This is a genomic window from Kitasatospora sp. NPDC022856, from assembly GCF_055561235.1.
Genome location: NZ_JBVHHE010000029.1, coordinates 34094 through 50594, shown reverse-complemented (window position 1 = coordinate 50594; position 16501 = coordinate 34094). Strand labels below are relative to the sequence as shown.

17 protein-coding genes are annotated in these 16501 nt (G+C 75.2%); 6 read left to right on the top strand and 11 right to left on the bottom strand.

Annotated elements, in window-relative coordinates; translation table 11 throughout:
- Positions 1-97: 97 nt before the first annotated feature.
- A complete protein-coding gene (locus tag ACZ34W_RS29400; RefSeq protein WP_465608384.1) occupies positions 98-1480 on the bottom strand; it encodes a hypothetical protein in 1383 nt (460 codons plus the stop codon).
- Between the two features lie 209 nt (positions 1481-1689).
- On the opposite strand from ACZ34W_RS29400, the gene ACZ34W_RS29395 reads away from it, so the two are divergent.
- Positions 1690-2601, top strand: coding sequence for a class I SAM-dependent methyltransferase (locus ACZ34W_RS29395; RefSeq protein WP_329486044.1), 912 nt, complete (start codon positions 1690-1692; stop codon positions 2599-2601).
- Positions 2602-2642: 41 nt separating this feature from the next.
- On the opposite strand, the gene ACZ34W_RS29390 is transcribed toward ACZ34W_RS29395, so the two are convergent.
- A complete protein-coding gene (locus tag ACZ34W_RS29390) occupies positions 2643-3275 on the bottom strand; it encodes a TetR/AcrR family transcriptional regulator (protein ID WP_329486045.1) in 633 nt (210 codons plus the stop codon).
- Positions 3276-3497: 222 nt separating this feature from the next.
- Here ACZ34W_RS29390 and ACZ34W_RS29385 point away from each other — a divergent pair, with 222 nt between their 5' ends.
- From ACZ34W_RS29385 to ACZ34W_RS29375, 3 genes are read left to right on the top strand one after another with little or no spacing between them, the layout of a single operon-like run.
- On the top strand, positions 3498-4256 hold the full coding sequence (locus tag ACZ34W_RS29385; protein WP_465608381.1) for an SDR family oxidoreductase: 759 nt from the start codon (positions 3498-3500) through the stop codon (positions 4254-4256).
- A gap of 5 nt (positions 4257-4261) precedes the next feature.
- Positions 4262-5068, top strand: a complete 807-nt coding sequence (locus tag ACZ34W_RS29380) for an SDR family NAD(P)-dependent oxidoreductase (protein WP_465608379.1) — start codon at positions 4262-4264, stop codon at positions 5066-5068.
- Positions 5065-6036, top strand: coding sequence for an NADPH:quinone oxidoreductase family protein (locus tag ACZ34W_RS29375; RefSeq protein WP_465608377.1), 972 nt, complete (start codon positions 5065-5067; stop codon positions 6034-6036). The genes ACZ34W_RS29380 and ACZ34W_RS29375 overlap by 4 nt, the downstream gene beginning before the upstream one ends.
- Before the next feature lie 22 nt (positions 6037-6058).
- Here ACZ34W_RS29375 and ACZ34W_RS29370 read toward each other — a convergent pair whose 3' ends face one another.
- Complete coding sequence (locus tag ACZ34W_RS29370) at positions 6059-6937, bottom strand: NAD(P)H-binding protein (RefSeq protein WP_465608431.1); 879 nt, start codon at positions 6935-6937, stop codon at positions 6059-6061.
- A gap of 95 nt (positions 6938-7032) precedes the next feature.
- Between ACZ34W_RS29370 and ACZ34W_RS29365 the strand changes: the two genes are divergently transcribed.
- Positions 7033-7446, top strand: a complete 414-nt coding sequence (locus ACZ34W_RS29365) for a winged helix-turn-helix transcriptional regulator (RefSeq protein WP_329486049.1) — start codon at positions 7033-7035, stop codon at positions 7444-7446.
- Positions 7447-7490: 44 nt separating this feature from the next.
- Here ACZ34W_RS29365 and ACZ34W_RS29360 read toward each other — a convergent pair whose 3' ends face one another.
- From ACZ34W_RS29360 to ACZ34W_RS29350, 3 genes are all read right to left on the bottom strand, one after another.
- Positions 7491-8795, bottom strand: coding sequence for an alpha/beta hydrolase family protein (locus ACZ34W_RS29360; protein ID WP_465608375.1), 1305 nt, complete (start codon positions 8793-8795; stop codon positions 7491-7493).
- Positions 8796-9050: 255 nt separating this feature from the next.
- Positions 9051-10310 carry an acyl-CoA dehydrogenase family protein gene (locus tag ACZ34W_RS29355; protein WP_465608373.1) on the bottom strand — a complete coding sequence of 420 codons (1260 nt, stop codon included), beginning with the start codon at positions 10308-10310 and terminating at the stop codon, positions 9051-9053.
- A gap of 12 nt (positions 10311-10322) precedes the next feature.
- Positions 10323-11351 carry a phosphotransferase family protein gene (locus tag ACZ34W_RS29350; protein WP_465608371.1) on the bottom strand — a complete coding sequence of 343 codons (1029 nt, stop codon included), beginning with the start codon at positions 11349-11351 and terminating at the stop codon, positions 10323-10325.
- 99 nt (positions 11352-11450) lie between these two features.
- Here ACZ34W_RS29350 and ACZ34W_RS29345 point away from each other — a divergent pair, with 99 nt between their 5' ends.
- Positions 11451-12551 carry a hypothetical protein gene (locus ACZ34W_RS29345; RefSeq protein ID WP_329486053.1) on the top strand — a complete coding sequence of 367 codons (1101 nt, stop codon included), beginning with the start codon at positions 11451-11453 and terminating at the stop codon, positions 12549-12551.
- Between the two features lie 23 nt (positions 12552-12574).
- On the opposite strand, the gene ACZ34W_RS29340 is transcribed toward ACZ34W_RS29345, so the two are convergent.
- The 5 genes from ACZ34W_RS29340 to ACZ34W_RS29320 form a co-directional block, all read right to left on the bottom strand.
- Positions 12575-13135: a GNAT family N-acetyltransferase gene (locus ACZ34W_RS29340; protein ID WP_465608368.1), complete on the bottom strand. Its 561-nt coding sequence runs from the start codon at positions 13133-13135 to the stop codon at positions 12575-12577.
- 188 nt (positions 13136-13323) lie between these two features.
- Positions 13324-14223, bottom strand: coding sequence for a Gfo/Idh/MocA family protein (locus ACZ34W_RS29335; protein WP_329486056.1), 900 nt, complete (start codon positions 14221-14223; stop codon positions 13324-13326).
- Between the two features lie 49 nt (positions 14224-14272).
- Positions 14273-14941, bottom strand: coding sequence for an O-methyltransferase (locus tag ACZ34W_RS29330; RefSeq protein WP_465608367.1), 669 nt, complete (start codon positions 14939-14941; stop codon positions 14273-14275).
- Positions 14942-15035: 94 nt separating this feature from the next.
- Positions 15036-15707 carry a DedA family protein gene (locus ACZ34W_RS29325; protein WP_329486058.1) on the bottom strand — a complete coding sequence of 224 codons (672 nt, stop codon included), beginning with the start codon at positions 15705-15707 and terminating at the stop codon, positions 15036-15038.
- Positions 15708-15991: 284 nt separating this feature from the next.
- The gene (locus tag ACZ34W_RS29320) at positions 15992-16297 is read right to left on the bottom strand and encodes a hypothetical protein (protein ID WP_465608364.1); all 306 of its coding nucleotides are present in this window, start codon (positions 16295-16297) and stop codon (positions 15992-15994) included.
- Positions 16298-16501: the final 204 nt, after the last annotated feature.

Here is a 16501-nt window from a genome sequence, read left to right as displayed (position 1 = left end):
CTTGCCCCGACGGACCGGGCGCGACCCGACAGACCGGGCGCCCCGACAGACCGGGCGTGCCCCGGACCAACCGGTCCGGGGCACGCCGTCGGCTCGGCTACGGCACCTTGGCGTCGGGCAGCCGGACGCCCTTCACCAGGCAGTCGCGGAACTCGTACCAGGGCGCGGGGCCCGTCCAGCGCAGGAAGCCGGCGGCCCCGGTGCCCTCCGACCGGTTGGCGAACCGGCTGCCGTCGTACAGCAGCTTGCCGGCGGTGGTCGCGGTGCCGGAGGTCACCTGGTGCGACCCGAGCAGGGCGCAGTCCTGGTAGCGGATCACCGGCCCGCGCGAGGGGTTGACGGCGTCGAAGCGGTACACGTGGGGGACGACGGTGTCGTCCACCCAGGACTCGAACGAGCGGGCCGTGTCGTCGCAGGACACGAAGGTGATGCTGCCCTTGTACCAGGAGGAGTCGATCACCTTGTGGCCCGGGCCGCGGATCTCGAAGCGGATGCCCTGGGCGTACAGGCGCATCACCGAGTCGGCGCGCGGCGAGTTGGCGCCGAGCTTGAAGAAGGTGCCGGTCGACTTGGCGTCGACCAGGATGTACGACCCGCCGATGAAGTTCATCGAGCCGCCGCGCTCGTTGCGCACGAAGACGCCGGACTGGAACTCCACCTTGCAGTCACGGAAGGAGAAGTTGAGGAACTGGTCCTGCTGCTGCTCGGTCGGTGTCCCGCCCATCACCAGGAAGGCGTCCGCGTAGCTGCCGCTGATCTGGCAGTGGTCCCAGCCCATCTCGCTGTTGAGGTTGGAGTTGGCGGTGGGGCCGTCGAGGACGATGCCGGCCTTCCAGGTGCCGCGCCAGTCGACGTCGGTGTACCAGGTGTCCTGCACGCCGAAGGTCTTGGAGGAGTACGAGTAGTTGAACGTCGCGGTGGCGTCCTGGCTCTCGAAGGTCAGACCGCTGATCCGGATGTTCCGGTAGCGGTCCATGTTCCGCCAGAACACGGTGTCGCGGACCGTCGGCGCGTACACGATGCGGGAGAGGCGCTTGCCGAACCCCGTGATCGAGATGCCGTCGATGACGCTCTGCTTGGTGCGGTCGGTGTTCTGGGTGGCCGGCAGCAGGCTGTCGGGCTGGGTGAGCAGGTAGGTGCCCGGCGGGATCAGCAGGACCTTCTTCGGGGTGACGCCGGTCTCCGGCGCACCGGCGAGGACCTCGGCCACGGCCTCCCGGAAGGCGGTGTCGCTGGGCGTGGCCCCGGTCGGGTCGGCGCCCTTGGCGACCACGTCGACCACGTACCCGCCCGCACCGGCCGCCACCGCGGCGGGCGCGGCGAGGGCGCTCCGGCCGCCGAGCGCCAGGCTCCCGGCCACGGCGCCCGCGCCGGTCAGCCCGGCGAGCAGGGCGCGCCGGCCCGGACGGCGCCCCGGGCCGCCCTCGTCCTCGGGCCCGGAGGCCCCGGACCGCGTGCCCTGCGTGGAATGTGTGGACATCGCCAACCCCCGTCGATCAGAACTGTCGGGGCCACGACCCTTGAGTGGATCATGACCGAACACCGTGATCATCTGGCATGTCCCGGCCCCGGCACAAGACTCCGGACCGCCCGGATCGGCCCGCCCGGCCCGCCCCGGCCGTCCGGGGCCCGGACCCGGGCCACCCGGGCGGGCGCACCGGACGGCGGGCCCAGTGCCGCGTCGGTAGCTTGGGCGGGACAGCCGCGGCACGGAGCAGCTGGGCCGCGCAGCAGCGCAAGACCGGGCAGGTTCAGATGGTCAGTGGCGAACTCGATCTCACCGGGCTCCGGCGGGTGTACGGGCGCCCGGGGAGCAGGCTCTTCTACACGCTCGTCTGTCGCAACGCCCGGCACTGGGGGTGGACCGAACCGGGCCAGTCGAAGTGGCGGTGCTGGCAGGCGCAGCGCCGGCTGGAGGGCGTCCTCGGCCGGAAGCTGTCGCTGCCCGCCGGGTCACGGGTGCTGGACGCCGGCTGCGGCGCCGGGGTGGTGGCGCGGCAGATGGCCTCCCGGTTCGGCCTGCGGGTCACCGGCGTCGACGTGCTGGACTTCCACGTCCGCGAGGCCCGCCGGCTCAGCGCCCGCGCGGCGCTGGAGGAGCGGACGAGCTTCCTCTGGGGCGACTACCACGACCTGGAGTTCCCGGACGGCTCCTTCGACGGCGTCTACTCGATGGAGACCCTGGTGCACGCCTACGACCCCGAGCGGGCGCTGGCGGAGTTCCACCGGGTGCTGCGGCCGGGCGGGCGCCTGGTGCTGCTCGGCCCGGTGGGCGCGCCGCCGGAGGAGATCAGCCCCGAGGGGCACGCGGTGCTGGACCCGTTCATGGACGCGATGGTCTTCCCCGGGGCCAAGCGGTACGACTCCCGCAGCCTGAGCGTGCTGCTCGCCCGGGCGGGCTTCCGGGTCGAGGAGGCCCTGGACGCCACCGCCCGCTACCGGCCGACCTCCGACGCGCTCTACGCCTACTTCCGGCTGCCGTACGCCCTGCTGCGGCTGTTCGGGCCGGCCGAGAAGTGGCTCAACCTGCGGTCGGTGGTGGAGATGTACCAGGTGCGGGAGTACGTCTCGTGGTTCGTGCACACCGCCGTGAAGCCTTAGTCCCGCGCACCCGACCCGCGCACCCGACCCGCGCCCCGCCCTCAGCCGACCCGGGCGCCGAGCATCCGCAGCACCAGCTCGCCGTAGCGGCGCCCGAGTTCCTCCGGGCTCTCGCTGCTGCGGTCGGTGTACCAGCGGGACACGTCGATGCCCAGCGAGGTGACGGCGCGGGCCGCCGTGCGGACCTCGGCGACCTCGAAGGCGCCGGCCGCGACGCCCGCCGCGATGAGGGAGCTGACCTCGCGCTCGATGTCCAGCCGCAGCGCGGCGACCACCGTGTAGGCGTCCTCGGGCAGTGCGTGCAGCTCGTAGTTGACCACCCGGCCGACCGTCCGCGCCCGGGCGTGCCAGGCCGTGAACTCCTCCACCAGGCGCCGCATCCGGGCCACCGGCTCGCCCTCGCCGGCCACCGCGTCGCGGACCAGGGTGAGGGTGGCCGCGTGGCCCGCCCGGCTGATCTCGGCCAGCAGGGCGGCCTTGGACGGGTAGTGGATGTAGAGCGCGGCCGGGCTCATCCCGGCGGCGGTGGCGATGTCCCGGGTGGTGGTGGCGTGGAAGCCGCGCTCCGCGAAGGACTCGACGGCGGCCTGGAGCAGCCGGAACGCCGCCTCGGGGCGGGCGTCGGCGGCGCCGGGCAGGGCCGGCCAGAGCTCGGCGATGGGCGTGCTGGTCATGGCGCCATCCTCGCAGATGAGTCGTACCGGAATTCCGGCTGCGCCGGCCGGGAGGCCCGGCCGACTGTTGACAGGGTCCCGCACCGACAGCATGCTAAGCAAGCGCTTAGTCACGAGCCCGGTCGGGTGGTCCGTCCGGCCGGCCCGGCAACCCTTGGCGGCCGGGCCGGCCGGACGGCGCGGGACCCGACAACTCCGCAGAACCGTGCGAAAGGACCCTCCGTGGTGCACTCCTTCAAGGGCCAGGTGGCCGTCGTCACCGGATCCAGCCGGGGCATCGGCCTCGGGATCGCGCGCGAGCTGGTCGCCCGCGGGGCCCGGGTCTGCCTGACCGCCCGCACCGCCGAGCCGCTCGCCGAGGCCGTCCGCGACCTGGGCGGCCCCGAGGTCGCCATCGGCGTCGCGGGGAAGGCGGACGACCCGGCCCACCAGGACGAAGCGGTGGCCCGCACGATGGAGGCCTTCGGCCGGCTGGACCACCTGGTCAACAACACAGGCATCAACCCGGTCTTCGGCCCGGTCCTGGACACCGACGAGGCGGCCGCCGCCAAGATCCTGGCCGTCAACGTGCTCGCCCCGCTCGGCTGGACCCGCCGCGCGCACGCCGCCTGGATGGGCGAGCACGGCGGCTCGGTGGTCAACGTCGCCTCGATCACCGGTATCCGCGCCTCCCTGGGCATCGGCATGTACGGCGTCTCCAAGGCCGCCCTGATGCGGCTGACCACCGAGCTGGCCGCCGAACTCGGTCCCTGGGGCATCCGGGTGAACGCCGTGGCGCCGGCCGTGGTCAAGACGAAGTTCGCCGCGGCGCTCTACGAGGGCCGCGAGGAGCAGGTCGCCGCCGCGTACCCGCTGGGCCGCCTCGGCGTCCCGGAGGACGTCGCGGGCGCGGTCGCCTTCCTGCTCTCCTCCGACGCCGCCTGGATCACCGGCCAGACCCTGGTCGTCGACGGCGGCGTCACCCTCGGCGGCGGGATGTGACCGCCGTGACGGACGAACACGGGAGCCCGGCCGCCGAGTACGCGGGCCAGGGCGTGGTGGTCACCGGCGCCGGGCGGGGGATCGGGGCCGCGCTGGCCCGCGCCTTCGCCGCGGCCGGTGCCCGGGTGGTCGTCAACGACCTCGACGCCGCGGCCGCCCGGAAGGTGGCCGCGGACTGCGGCGCCGCCGCGGTGCCCGGCGACGCGGCCTCCGCCGAGGGTGTCGCCGCGCTGGTCAGCGCCGCCCGGGCGGCGCTCGGCGACATCGACGTCTGGTGCGCCAACGCCGGCGTCGCCCCGGTGGGCGGGGCCGGCGCGCCGGCCGCCGCCTGGGCGAGCGCCTGGGAGGTCAACGTGCTCGCCCACGTACGCGCCGCCGACCTGCTGCTCCCCCGCTGGCTGGAGCGCGGCGGCGGACGGTTCGTGGCCACCGTCTCGGCCGCCGGGCTGCTCACCATGCTCGGCTCGGCCCCGTACGCCGTCACCAAGCACGGCGCGCTCGCGTTCGCCGAGTGGCTCGCCGCCACCTACCGCCACCGGGGCGTGCGGGTGCACGCCCTCTGCCCGCAAGGGGTGCGCACCGACATGCTGGCCTCGACCGGCGCGGTCGGCGAGGCCCTGCTGGCACCGACCGCGCTGGACCCGGAGGACGTCGCCGGGGCCCTGCTGACCGCGCTGCGCGAGGACCGCTTCCTCGTCCTGCCGCACCCCGAGGTCGCCGAGTACTACGCAGCCCGCGCCACCGAGCCGGACCGCTGGCTCGGCGGCATGAACCGGCTCCAGCGGGAGCTCGAAAGGAACGAGGCGCTGTGAGGGCCTGGCAGGTCACCGAGCTGGGCGAGCCGCGCGAGGTGCTGCGGCTGGCCGAGGACGTACCGCGCCCGGCTCCCGGGCCCGGGCAGCTGCTGGTCCGGGTGAAGGCCGCCGCGGTCAACTTCCCGGACGCGCTGATGGTGCGCGGCCAGTACCAGGTCCGCCCGCCGCTGCCGTTCACCCCCGGCGTCGAGCTCTGCGGCGAGGTGGTCGCGGGCGAGCGCGCCGGGGAGCGGCTGATCGGCACCCCGCTGCTGCCCGCCGGCGCCTTCGCCGAGTACGCCCTGCTGGACGCCGCGGCGGCCTTCCCGGCCCCGGCGGCGCTGGACGACGCGGAGGCCGCCGCCCTGCACATCGGCTACCAGACCGCCTGGTTCGCGCTGCACCGGCGGGCCGCCCTGCGGGCCGGCGAGACGCTGCTGGTGCACGCGGCGGCGGGCGGGGTCGGCAGCGCCGCCGTCCAGCTCGGCCGGGCGGCCGGCGCGCGGGTGATCGCCGTGGTCGGCGGCCCCGCGAAGGCGGCCGTCGCCCGCGAGCTCGGCGCCGACCTGGTGGTGGACCGGACCGCCGAGGACTTCACCGCGGCGGTCAAGGAGGCCACCGGCGGACACGGCGCGGACGTGGTCTTCGACCCGGTCGGCGGCGCGGCCTACACCGGCTCCACCCGGTGCGTCGCCTTCGAGGGCCGGATCGTGGTGGTCGGCTTCGCCGCCGGCGAGATCCCGGCGCCCGCGCTGAACCACGCGCTGGTGAAGAACTACAGCATCCTCGGCCTGCACTGGGGCCTCTACAACACCCGTGACCCGCAGGCCGTGCTGGCCGCCCACGAGGAGCTGACCCGGCTGGCCCGGGCCGGTGTGGTGCGACCGCTGGTGAGCGGGCGCCTCCCGCTCTCCGGGGCGGCCGAGGCCGTCCAGCGGGTCGCCGACGGCCGCAGCACCGGCCGGCTGGTGGTGCTCGGGGAGTAGCACCGGCGGGGCCGCGCCCCGGTCACCCGGCCGAGTCCGCGGCCGCTCCCGCGCCCTGCGCGATCACGTCCAGGGCCGGGCGCGGCGGGCGGCCGAGCAGGGCGGCGAGGTCCCCCGGCTTGCCCGGCCCGGCCAGGAAGCCGTGGGCGATCGCCGAGTACGTCCCGGCCACCATCGGCACCCGGAAGTCCGCGGCGCCCGAGGCCGCCACGGCCGCCCGCGCCCCGGCCAGCGTGCCGGGCCGGTACTCGACCGTCCGTCCGCCGGCCCGGGACAGCGCCGCCGCGACGTCCGCGCCGCCCACCGCCTCCTCGCCGACCAGCTCGTAGACCCGCCCGGCGTGCCCGGCCGGGGCCAGCGCCACGGTGGCCGCGACCTCGGCCAGGTCCGCGCGGGCGACCGCCGCCAGCCGGCCGTCGCCGAGCGGCGCGGTGATCACACCGTCCCGGTCCGGCGTGGCCAGCGAGCCCAGCAGTTCGGCGTAGAGCCCGTTGCGCAGGATCGTCCAGCGCAGCGAGGCGGACTCGCGCAGTCGCCGCTCGGTCCAGCGGTGCGCCAGCGCGTAGGCCAGGTGGTCGCCGTCGCCGGAGAGGCTGGTGTAGACCACGTGCTCGACGCCCGCCCGCTCGGCGGCCTCGATCGCGGCCCGGTGACGGGCGGTCACCACGTCGTCCTCGCCGTAGCCGGCCGAGATCAGCAGCAGCGTCCGCACCCCGGCGAAGGCGGCCGCCAGGGTCCGCGGCCGGTCGAAGTCCACCGTCCGGACGGGTACGCCGGCCGCCGGGGTCCGCTCCGGGGTGCGGCTGCCGGCCAGCACCCCGTCGAGCCCGCCCGGCAGCGCGGCCAGCCGCTCCAGCACCAGAGCGCCGAGTCCTCCGTTGACACCGGTGACGAGAAGCACCACGACCTCCAAGATCGGTTCCGGGCCCGCGGCTCTCCGCGCCGCCCGGTGACCATCCTCGGTAACCTGACCGTTCGGCGTAAGGAGGCACTTCGATGTCAGTGGGGCACACCGCGGTAACCACCCCCCGGCCGGTGGTCTGGTGCGAGGACGGCGTGGACTGCGGGATCCGCGGGCTGCTGGACCGGCTCGGCGACAAGTGGTCCGTCCTGGTGGTGGTCGAACTCGCCCAGGGCGTCCGGCGGTTCCGCGAACTCCAGCGCGCCGTGCCGGGCATCTCGCAGCGGATGCTGACCCTGACGGTACGCCGGCTGGAGCGGGACGGGCTGGTGTCGCGGACCGTCCACCCGACCGTCCCGCCGCAGGTGGACTACGAGCTGACCGCGGTCGGCCACAGCCTGACCCATCTGATCCGGGCCATGGTGGACTGGTCCTACGACCACCACGACGCGATCCTCGACTCCCGGCGCGACTGGGACGCCGCCAACCCGGACTCCGAGATCCGCTGACCGCGCCCGGGGCCGGTGCCGCCCCGGGCCGGCCCGGGCCCGTGTCAGCGGGCGAACTCCATCTCCGGGAAGCGCGGCGAGGGCCCGTCCAGCAGGTGGTCGTCGTGCCCGCGCAGCCACCGGTCGAAGAACGAGGCCACGTACGCCCGGGTGGCGAGCACGGCCCGCTCCGGGCGGACGTCACCGACGTCGGCCCGCAGCGCCTCGCCGTCCACCGCGCCCTGCCGGGCGAGTTGGGGCAGCAGCGACTGCGCGTCGGTGTACGAGCCGTGCTGCGAACCGGCCAGTGTGACGTCGGCGCGCCAGCCCCGGCTGTGCTGCCAGAGGGCGTCCCAGCCGGGCTGGTGGTGGTGGTCGCCGGAGTCCGCGCTGTGGGTGCCCATCAGCAGGAACGGGCGGTCCAGACCGTCCTCGGCGACGCTGCTCAGGAAGACGCCCTCGCCGGTCGGCCCGGGGAAGTGCAGCTGGCCGTCCATGTTGACGCCGGCGGTGACGCGCGGGTCGTCGTGCATGGTCTGGACGGCGGTGAAACCGCCGGCCGAGTGGCCCACCATGCCGATCCGGGTCAGGTCCAGCGAGCTCCCGAGACCGGCCGGGAGCCGCCGGTCGGTGCGCAGCGCGGCCAGTTCGTCCAGGACGAAGCGGGTGTCGTCGACCCGGGCCCGCATCGCCTTGCGCAGCAGGGCGCCGATGTCGAGGTCGGGCGTGCCGAGCATGCCGGGGAAGACCGACGTGGCCAGGCCGCCGTCCGGGAAGGCCACCTCGGAGGCGTCGTAGGTGTGGTCGACGGTGACCACCACGTAGCCGCGCGAGGCGAGGTCCTCGACCAGGCCGGTGCCCCAGGTGCGGGGGTCGCCGAGCCCGGCCGAGTAGAGCACCACCGGGCGCGGGCGGCCGCCGCCGGGCAGGGCGGGCGCGTCCTGGCGGGCGTGCGTGCGGATCGCCGACCAGTCCGTCCGCCCGCTCGCCGCGCGGTAGTTGAAGACGGCGGCGCCGCCGTCGCCGCCGAAGTGCTCGGCGGCGCCCGGCTCCATGGAGCGGGCCCGTTCGTCGCCGACCGCGGGGCGCGCGGTCGGGTACCAGAGGCTGATCATCAGTTCCCGGGCCCGCCCGGGCTGCCACGGGTCCGCCCGTCCGGCGTCGGTGAGGTGCAGCGAGGTGGTGCCGACCGGGTACGGCCCGGTGGGCTGCGGCAGCCAGGCGCGGGCCAGGCGCTCCGGCACGGTCGGCGCGTCCCGCGCCGCCGCCGGCGCGACCGCCGTGCCCAGCACCGCCGTGGCCGCCAGCAGCGCGGCGATCCCGGTCCGCCTGCCCTGCCCCGAGCCCCGCCTGCGCGTGACACCCCGCACGACTTCCCTCGTCACTCCCCGCATGGCTCCCCCAGCTCCTCACCGTCGACGGCCGCCGCCCACCGGCCCGGCCCGTACCGTGACCGTACGGGCCGGGGTGGTGCACGAACGTCATACCGCGGAGCCAATTGCCGCCGTGCTACCGCGGTATGACACGCCGGGCGCGGTGCCCGACGGTCACCCGCCCGGCGGCCCGCGCCCAGGGGGTGTTGGCAAAGTCGCGTCGCGGACCCGGCGGGACTCTGCCGACACCCCTTAGCGGTCGGCCGCCCGGTGGCGCTTGAGCTCGCGCCGGGCCAGCGAGCGCTTGTGCACCTCGTCCGGTCCGTCGGCCAGGCGCAGTGTGCGGTTGCCGGCCCAGAGCTGGGCGAGCGGGGTGTCCTGGCTGACGCCGGCCGCGCCGTGGGCCTGGACGGCCTTGTCGAGGATCCATTCGACGGTGCGCGGGGTGGCGATCTTGATGGCCTGGATCTCGGCGTGCGCGCCGCGGTTGCCGACGGTGTCCATCAGCCAGGCGGTCTTCAGCACCAGCAGCCTCAACTGCTCGATCCGGACCCGGGATTCGGCGATCCAGTCCTGCACCACGCCCTGCTCCGCGAGCGGGCGCCCGAAGGCCACCCGGTCCAGCGTCCGGCGGCACATCAGCTCGACGGCGCGTTCGGCGATGCCGATGGCCCGCATGCAGTGGTGGATCCGGCCGGGTCCGAGCCTGGCCTGGGCGATCGCGAAGCCGGAGCCCTCGGCGCCGATCAGGTGGCCGGCCGGGACCCGGACGCCGTCGAAGTGGACCTCGGCGTGGCCGCCGTGGTCGGCGTCGTCGTAGCCGAACACCTTCATGCCCCGCCGGACGGTGACCCCGGGGGTGTCGCGTGGGACGAGGATCATGCTCTGCTGACGGTGCGGCTCGGCGCCGGGGTCGGTCTTGCCCATCACGATGAAGATCCGGCAGCGCGGGTTCATCGCGCCGGTGATGTACCACTTGCGCCCGGTCACGACGTACTCGTCGCCGTCGCGCTCGATCCGGGTGGCGATGTTGGTGGCGTCCGAGGAGGCGACGTCGGGCTCGGTCATCGCGAAGGCGGAGCGGATCTCGGCGTCCAGCAGGGGCCGCAGCCACCGCTCGCGCTGCTCGGCGGAGCCGAACTGGGCGAGCAGCTCCATGTTGCCGGTGTCCGGGGCGGCGCAGTTGAGGGCGGGCGGCGCGAGCTGCGGGCTGCGCCCGGTGATCTCGGCGAGCGGCGCGTACTGGAGGTTGGTCAGGCCGGCGCCGCCCTGCCCCGGCCGGTCCGGGTGGTCCGGGTGGTCCGGGTGGTCCGGCAGGAAGAGGTTCCACAGGCCCTGCTCGCGGGCCTCGGCCTGCAGCTCGGCGACGATCGGCGGCACGTTCCAGACGGGCCGGCCGGGGTCGGCCAGCTGGGCCTCCAGGACGGCTTCGGCCGGGTACACGTGCCGGTCCATGAAGGCCAGCAGGCGCTCGCGCAGCTCTTCGGTCCGGGCGTCGTAGGCGAAATCCATCGGTCGGTGCTCCTACCGGGCGGTGAGGGTGGTCAGGCCGTGTTCGGCGAGGACGGGTGCGATCTCGGCGGCCCGCTCGAAGCCGGCGCCGAGGGTGCGGCCCTGCCGGAAGCGGAAGTGGATGCCCTCGGCGACGACGGCGAGCTTGAAGGAGGCGAAGGCCACGTACCAGTCGAGGTCGGCGGCGGCGCGTCCGGTGAGTTCGGCGTAGCGGGCGACGAGTTCGGCGGCGGCGGGGAAGCCGGGGGCGGTGGCGGCGGAGGGGATGATGCCGCCGCCGACACCGGCGAGTTCGGTGTACATCACCAGCAGGCCGACGTCGGTGAGCGGGTCGCCGAGGGTGGACATCTCCCAGTCCAGGACGGCGCTGATGGCGTCGTGCCCGTCGACGAGCACGTTGTCCAGCCGGTAGTCGCCGTGGACGAGCGCGGGCGCCGGGGAGTCGGGCAGCCGGGCGGCGAGCAGCTCGTGCAGCCGGTCGACGCCGGGCAGGTCCCGGCTGCGGGAGGCGGCGAGCTGGGTGGACCAGCGGCGCAGCTGGCGCTCCAGGAAGCCCTCGGGGCGGCCGAAGTCGGCGAGGCCGACGGCGGCCGGGTCGATCCGGTGCAGGGCGGCGAGGGTGTCGACCAACCGCTCGCCGAGGGCGTGGACGCGCTTCTCGCCGAGGGCGGCGAGCGGGCCGGCGTCGCGGTGCGCGGTGCCGGGGACGTACTCCATCAGGTACCAGGGCGCGCCGAGGACGTCCGCGCCGGTGTCCAGCAGCAGGGTGGCGGGGACGGGGACGCCGGTGCCGCGCAGGGCGGTCATCACCCGGTGCTCGCGGCCCATGTCGTGGGCGGTGGCCAGCACGTGCCCGAGCGGCGGGCGGCGCAGCACCCAGCGGGAGGTGCCGTCGGTCAGCAGGTAGGTGAGGTTGGAGCGGCCGCCCTCGATCAGCTCGGCCCGCAGCGCGCCCCGGACGGTGCCGGGCAGTTCGCGGTCCAGATGGCCGCGGAGCCGGTCGAGGTCCAGGCCGGGCGGGTCGGCGGGGGTGTCGGGCATGGGCTCACTCTCCTGGTCAGCGTTTCTGACTAAGCGCTTGCTTAGCATTCAGCGGAGGGCTGTGCGCTGTCAATGCCGCCGTACCGCCACAATGTCGCCATGAGGTTGATCCACACCCTGGCCGGCGCGCTGATCCTGGTGCTCACCGTCGCGAGCATCCTGCGCACCCTGGTCGTGCCGCGCGGCCTGTACTCCTCCCTGGTGCACCGGCTCTGGCGGGGCCTGCGGGCGCTGCTGCGGCTGTCCGCCACGCCCTTCGGCGGCTACCGCGCCCAGGACCGGGCGCAGACCTGGCTGGCGCCGCTGATCCTGCTGGGCATGCTCGGGGTGTGGCTCGGCAGCATGCTGCTCGCGTACACCCTGCTGCTGCACGGCACCTCGCGGCTGAACTGGGCGGTCTCCTTCCGGGAGGCCGGCTCCAGCCTCTTCACCCTCGGCTTCGCCAGCGGGGACCGGCTCCACCTCTCGGTCATCGACTTCATGGCCGCCGCCAGCGGCCCGCTGGTGATCGCCCTGCAGATCGCCTACCTGCCGACCCTGTACGGCGCCTACAACCGCCGCGAGGTGGAGGTGACGCTCCTCAAGTCCCGGGCCGGCGAACCCGCCTGGGGCCCGGAGCTGCTGGCCCGGCAGTCCCTCGTGGACACCGAGACCGCGCTCCCCCAGCTCTACCGCGACTGGGAGCGGCTCGCCGCCGACATCGGCGAGAGCCACTCCAACTACCCCGTACTGCTGTCGTTCCGCTCCCCGCAGCCGAACCGCAGCTGGGTGGTGGGCCTGATCGCCGTCATGGACGCCGCCGCGATCCACCTGGCGATCAACCCGCGCTCGGCGCCGCCCGAGGCCCGCCTCGTCCTGCGGGCCGGCTTCACCGCGCTGCGGGACGTCGGCAGCTCGCTGCGCGTCGCCTTCGACCCGGACCCGGCGCCGGACAGCCCGATCCGCCTCAGCTTCACCGAGTTCGACGCGGCGGTGGCGATGATCACCGCCGCCGGGTTCCCCCGCGAACGCTCCGCCTCCGACGCCTGGCCGCACTTCCACGGCTGGCGCGTCAACTACGAGGCCCTGGCCTACGAACTGGCCCGCCGCAGCGACGCCGTGCCCGCCCTGTGGACCGGCCCGCGCGACTTCACCGCCCCGCCCATCCCCCCGGCCCGCCCCGCCGACCGCCGACCGGAGGCACCGCCCCAGGGCTGGTAGGCCGGCGGCCACCCGGCCGGACGTCAGTACCCGGGTGCGCCGCCGTCGGGCCACCGGCACGCCCGGGCCATCGCCACCAACGGCGGCGCCTCGGCGGTGGGCGGGACCTCGTTCACGACCTGGTAGCCCCACGCCTCGTACAGGGCGAGCACCTTGCCGCCCCCGGCCGCCGGGTTGACCATCAGCATGACGCACCCCTCGCCACGGCCGCCCGTGAGCCCCTCGTGGATCCGGCGCGCGGCACCGGTGCCGCGCCAGCGTGCGCGCACCCCCAGCTCCCTGAGCGCGAAGGTCGGCGCGGCCGTCAGCTCCGGAGGTGTCGCCCTGGCCAGCCGGGCCCACCAGCGGTCGCCGGACTCCACGGTGTTGCCGTACGCATACCCGACCGGCTCGGTGCCGTCGTACCCGAGGACGGCCTCGAACCCCGGCTGCCCGCTGTGCAGCTCCAGGCGCTCGACGAAGGCCGCGACGGCGTAGTTCGGCAGGTGCAGCAACGGCGCCCGCACCTCCGCGTACAGCGCGACCAGCGCCCGGCGCAGGGCCGCCGTCAGTTCCCGGTGGTGGCGCAGCACCGTCTCCGTCATGGGGCAGCCCTCTCCGGCTCGCGAACGTCCTGCTCCCACGGTTCCGCACGAACACCGCCCGCCGCCAGAGGGGGTTCGGCACGCCGCCGAACCGGCCGAGCACGTCGGCCGCGCTCCGGGGCCGGGTATCGCGGCCCCGGCCGTGGGGCGGCGGTCGCGTCGGGCGGCCGCCGCACGGGCGCGGCGCGTCAGACGTCGACCGGGGCGGCGGTGGCCAGCGAGCGCTCGGCGGCGGAGAGGATCTCGACCACCCGCAGGCCGAAGGCCGCGCCGCAGGGGTGTGGCTCGCCGGTGCGGGCGGAGTCGCGCAGGGCGTCCAGGGCGCGGTGGAGCGCGGCCAGCGGGCCCTCGCCGCGCTCGGGGAGGTGGACGACGCCCGACTCGCCGCGCAGCTCCATGCCCGTGCCGCCGGCCGCGAGCGGGGCGGTCAGGCTGAGCGCGAGGGTGCTGGACGCGCCACCGGCGTGCAGCAGCACGAGGTGGACGGTGTCCCGGGGGCCGGCGACCGCGGTCACCCGGACCGCGTCGCCCAGCACCGGGAGCAGCACCGAGAGCGCGTGGGGGCCGACGTCCCAGAGCGCGCCCTTCTCCTGCCGCCAGGGCGAGGCCGCGTACGGGCTGGTGCTGTCGGGTGCGAAGACCGAGCCGAGCCAGTCGGAGCGGCCGGTGAACCAGCCGCCGGTGGCGGCCTGCTTCTCGATCCACGGCAGCTGCTCGCCGCCGAAGCGGACGGTGAAGAAGACCACCGTGGCGACGCCGTGCGCCTCGGTGGCCTGGACGACACGCCGGGCGTCCGGGACGGTCAGCGCGACCGGCTTGTCCAGCAGCAGGTGGCAGCCAGCCTCGGCGGCGCGTACCGCGAGGTCCGCCTGGACGGTCGGCGGCAGCGCGATGGAGACGGCGTCCACCTCGGCGAGCAGCCGGTCGAGGTCCTGGTGGCCGGGCACGCCGTGCGCCTCGCCGAGCGCGGCGGCCGCCTCGGGCCGGCGGCCCCAGACGCCCGCGAGCTCGAAGTCGGGGTGCTCCGCCAGTACGGGCGCGTGCACCCGCTCCGCCCAGGGGCCGGTGCCCAGCAGTCCGATCCGCATGCTCTCTCTTCTCCCTCGCTCGTCCCTGCCCGGCGCCGTCGCGCGCTGCTCAGCGCTGGACGCGGGCCAGGGTGAAACCGTCGTGGCCCTTGCTGCCGACCGTCTGTACGGAGGTCGCGGACACCCGCGGCTCGGCGGCGATCAGGTCGTGCAGCCGGCGGATCGCGACCACCGCCGGGTCGTCGCTGTCCGGGTCGGCGACGGCGCCGCGGCGCACCACGTTGTCGACCACGATCAGCGAGCCCGGGGCGGTGAGCTCCAGCGCCCGGGCGAAGTACTCGGGGTTGCTCTGCTTGTCCGCGTCGATGAAGACCAGGTCGAACGGCTCGGCGCCGTCCGCCACCAGCGCGGCCAGCGAGTCGGCGGCGCGGCCGAGCCGGACCTCGGCGACCTTCTCCAGGCCCGCCCGCGCGAGGTTCGCCCGGGCGACCTCGGCGTGCGCCGGGTCGATCTCCAGGGTGATCAGGGTGCCGTCGGCGGGCAGTGCCCGGGCCAGCCAGATCGCGCTGTAGCCGCCGAGCGTGCCGACCTCCAGGATGCGCCGCGCGCCCTGGGTGAGGGCCAGCAGGTGCAGCAGCTTGCCCTGGTTGGGCGCCACCGCGATGGGCGGCAGCCCCGCGGCTTCGGCGGCGGCCGTCGCGGCCTCCAGCACCGGGTCGTGCCCGACCAGCCGCTCGGAGAAGTAGGCATCCACCGCGTCCCACGTCTGCTCCGCCACAACGCCCTCCACCTGCTGCTTTACATGCCACCGCCGGGGTAGCCCGATGCTACCCCGGCGGGAGGACAGCTCTGCTGGAACGCTCCGGTGACGATCAGTCCACCGCGGGAGCGCCCACCGCGGGCTCGGCGGCGGCGGCCGCCGCCTCCTCGGCCTCCCGGGCCCGGGCGGCCTTGCCGGCCCGGCGCTTCATCAGCCAGGCCGAGAGGGCGCCGCCGGCCGCGGCCAGCAGCAGACCCACCCAGGAGAAGCGCGACAGCCACTGCTCGGCGACCTTGCCGACCTGGTACACCAGCAGGGTGGTGCCGCCGGCCCAGACCACGCCGCCCAGCACGTTGGCGATCAGGAACTTCCAGTACGGCATCTTCAGCGCGCCCGCGAGCGGGCCGGCGAAGATCCGCAGCAGCGCGATGAAGCGGCCGAAGAAGACCGCCCACATGCCCCACTTCTGGAACGAGCGCTCGGCACTGGCCAGGTGGTCCGGCCCGAAGTGCTTGGGGAACTTCCGTCCGAGCTTCTCGAACAGCGGCTTGCCGCCCTTGCGCCCGATCGAGTAGCCGATCGAGTCGCCGATGATCGCCCCGAGGATCGCGCAGACCGCGACCCAGACCGGGCTGACCACACCGCGGGCGGACAGCAGGGCCGCCGACACCAGGGCGATCTCGCCGGGCAGCGGGATGCCCAGGGACTCCAGCCCGATGATCAGCGCGACCAGGGCGTACACCGCACCCGGTGGGACGCTCTCGATCCAGGCGTCGATGTGCAAGGCCGTACCTCCGTGGCAGGACGAGATCCGTTCGTGGGACGGGCCGTGCCCGGTCCGGCGGGTCTCGACGACGATCCGATGGCGGCACCAGGCCGCTCCCCGAAAGGTGCAGCCTAACGTGCCGGGCGGCCTGTCCCCCCGGCCGATCACCCCCGATTACGACGTACGACACACCTCCGTGGTTCCGGATGGCGGCACCCGGCGTAGGGAAGCGGGGCCGGGCCCGCACGCCCCGGCGGACGGTGGCCCGGTGGTCGGTGTCGGAGCGCGGGCGGCGTCCGGGGTCAGACGCGGTACGCGGCGACGTAGCGGGCGGGGTCCCGGTGGAGGTCGCCGCGCCAGCGTCGCAGGCACCGGTCGGCGAACGTGCTGCCGGTCTCGACGAGGTCGTCCAGCGGGTCGAGGCAGGCGGGGACGTGCGGAGGCTCGACGCCGGCGGCGACACGGGCGGACAGGCCGGCCCGGGCGAGGCGGAGGAGTTCGGCGGCGAGGGGTCGGCCGGGGTCGCCACCGAGCTTGGCGGAGAGGCCCAGGGCGGGGAGCGCGGCGAGTGCGGCGTGATGGTCCCGCGGGGTGTAGTGCCCGAGCAACTCCCAGGCTGCGACTCGGGATTCGGGGTGCTACGTCAGACCGGTCCACAGGGGACGGCGACCCGGCCCCGCGCTCCGGGCACCGGGTGCGGGAGGGAACGCGGGAACGCAAAGCTCGTATCGAACATCGACACCGCACCTCTCCGCCGCGGGACTCCCGCCCAGCCTCGACGAGGCATCGTTCGCATGCCACCCAGCGGCACC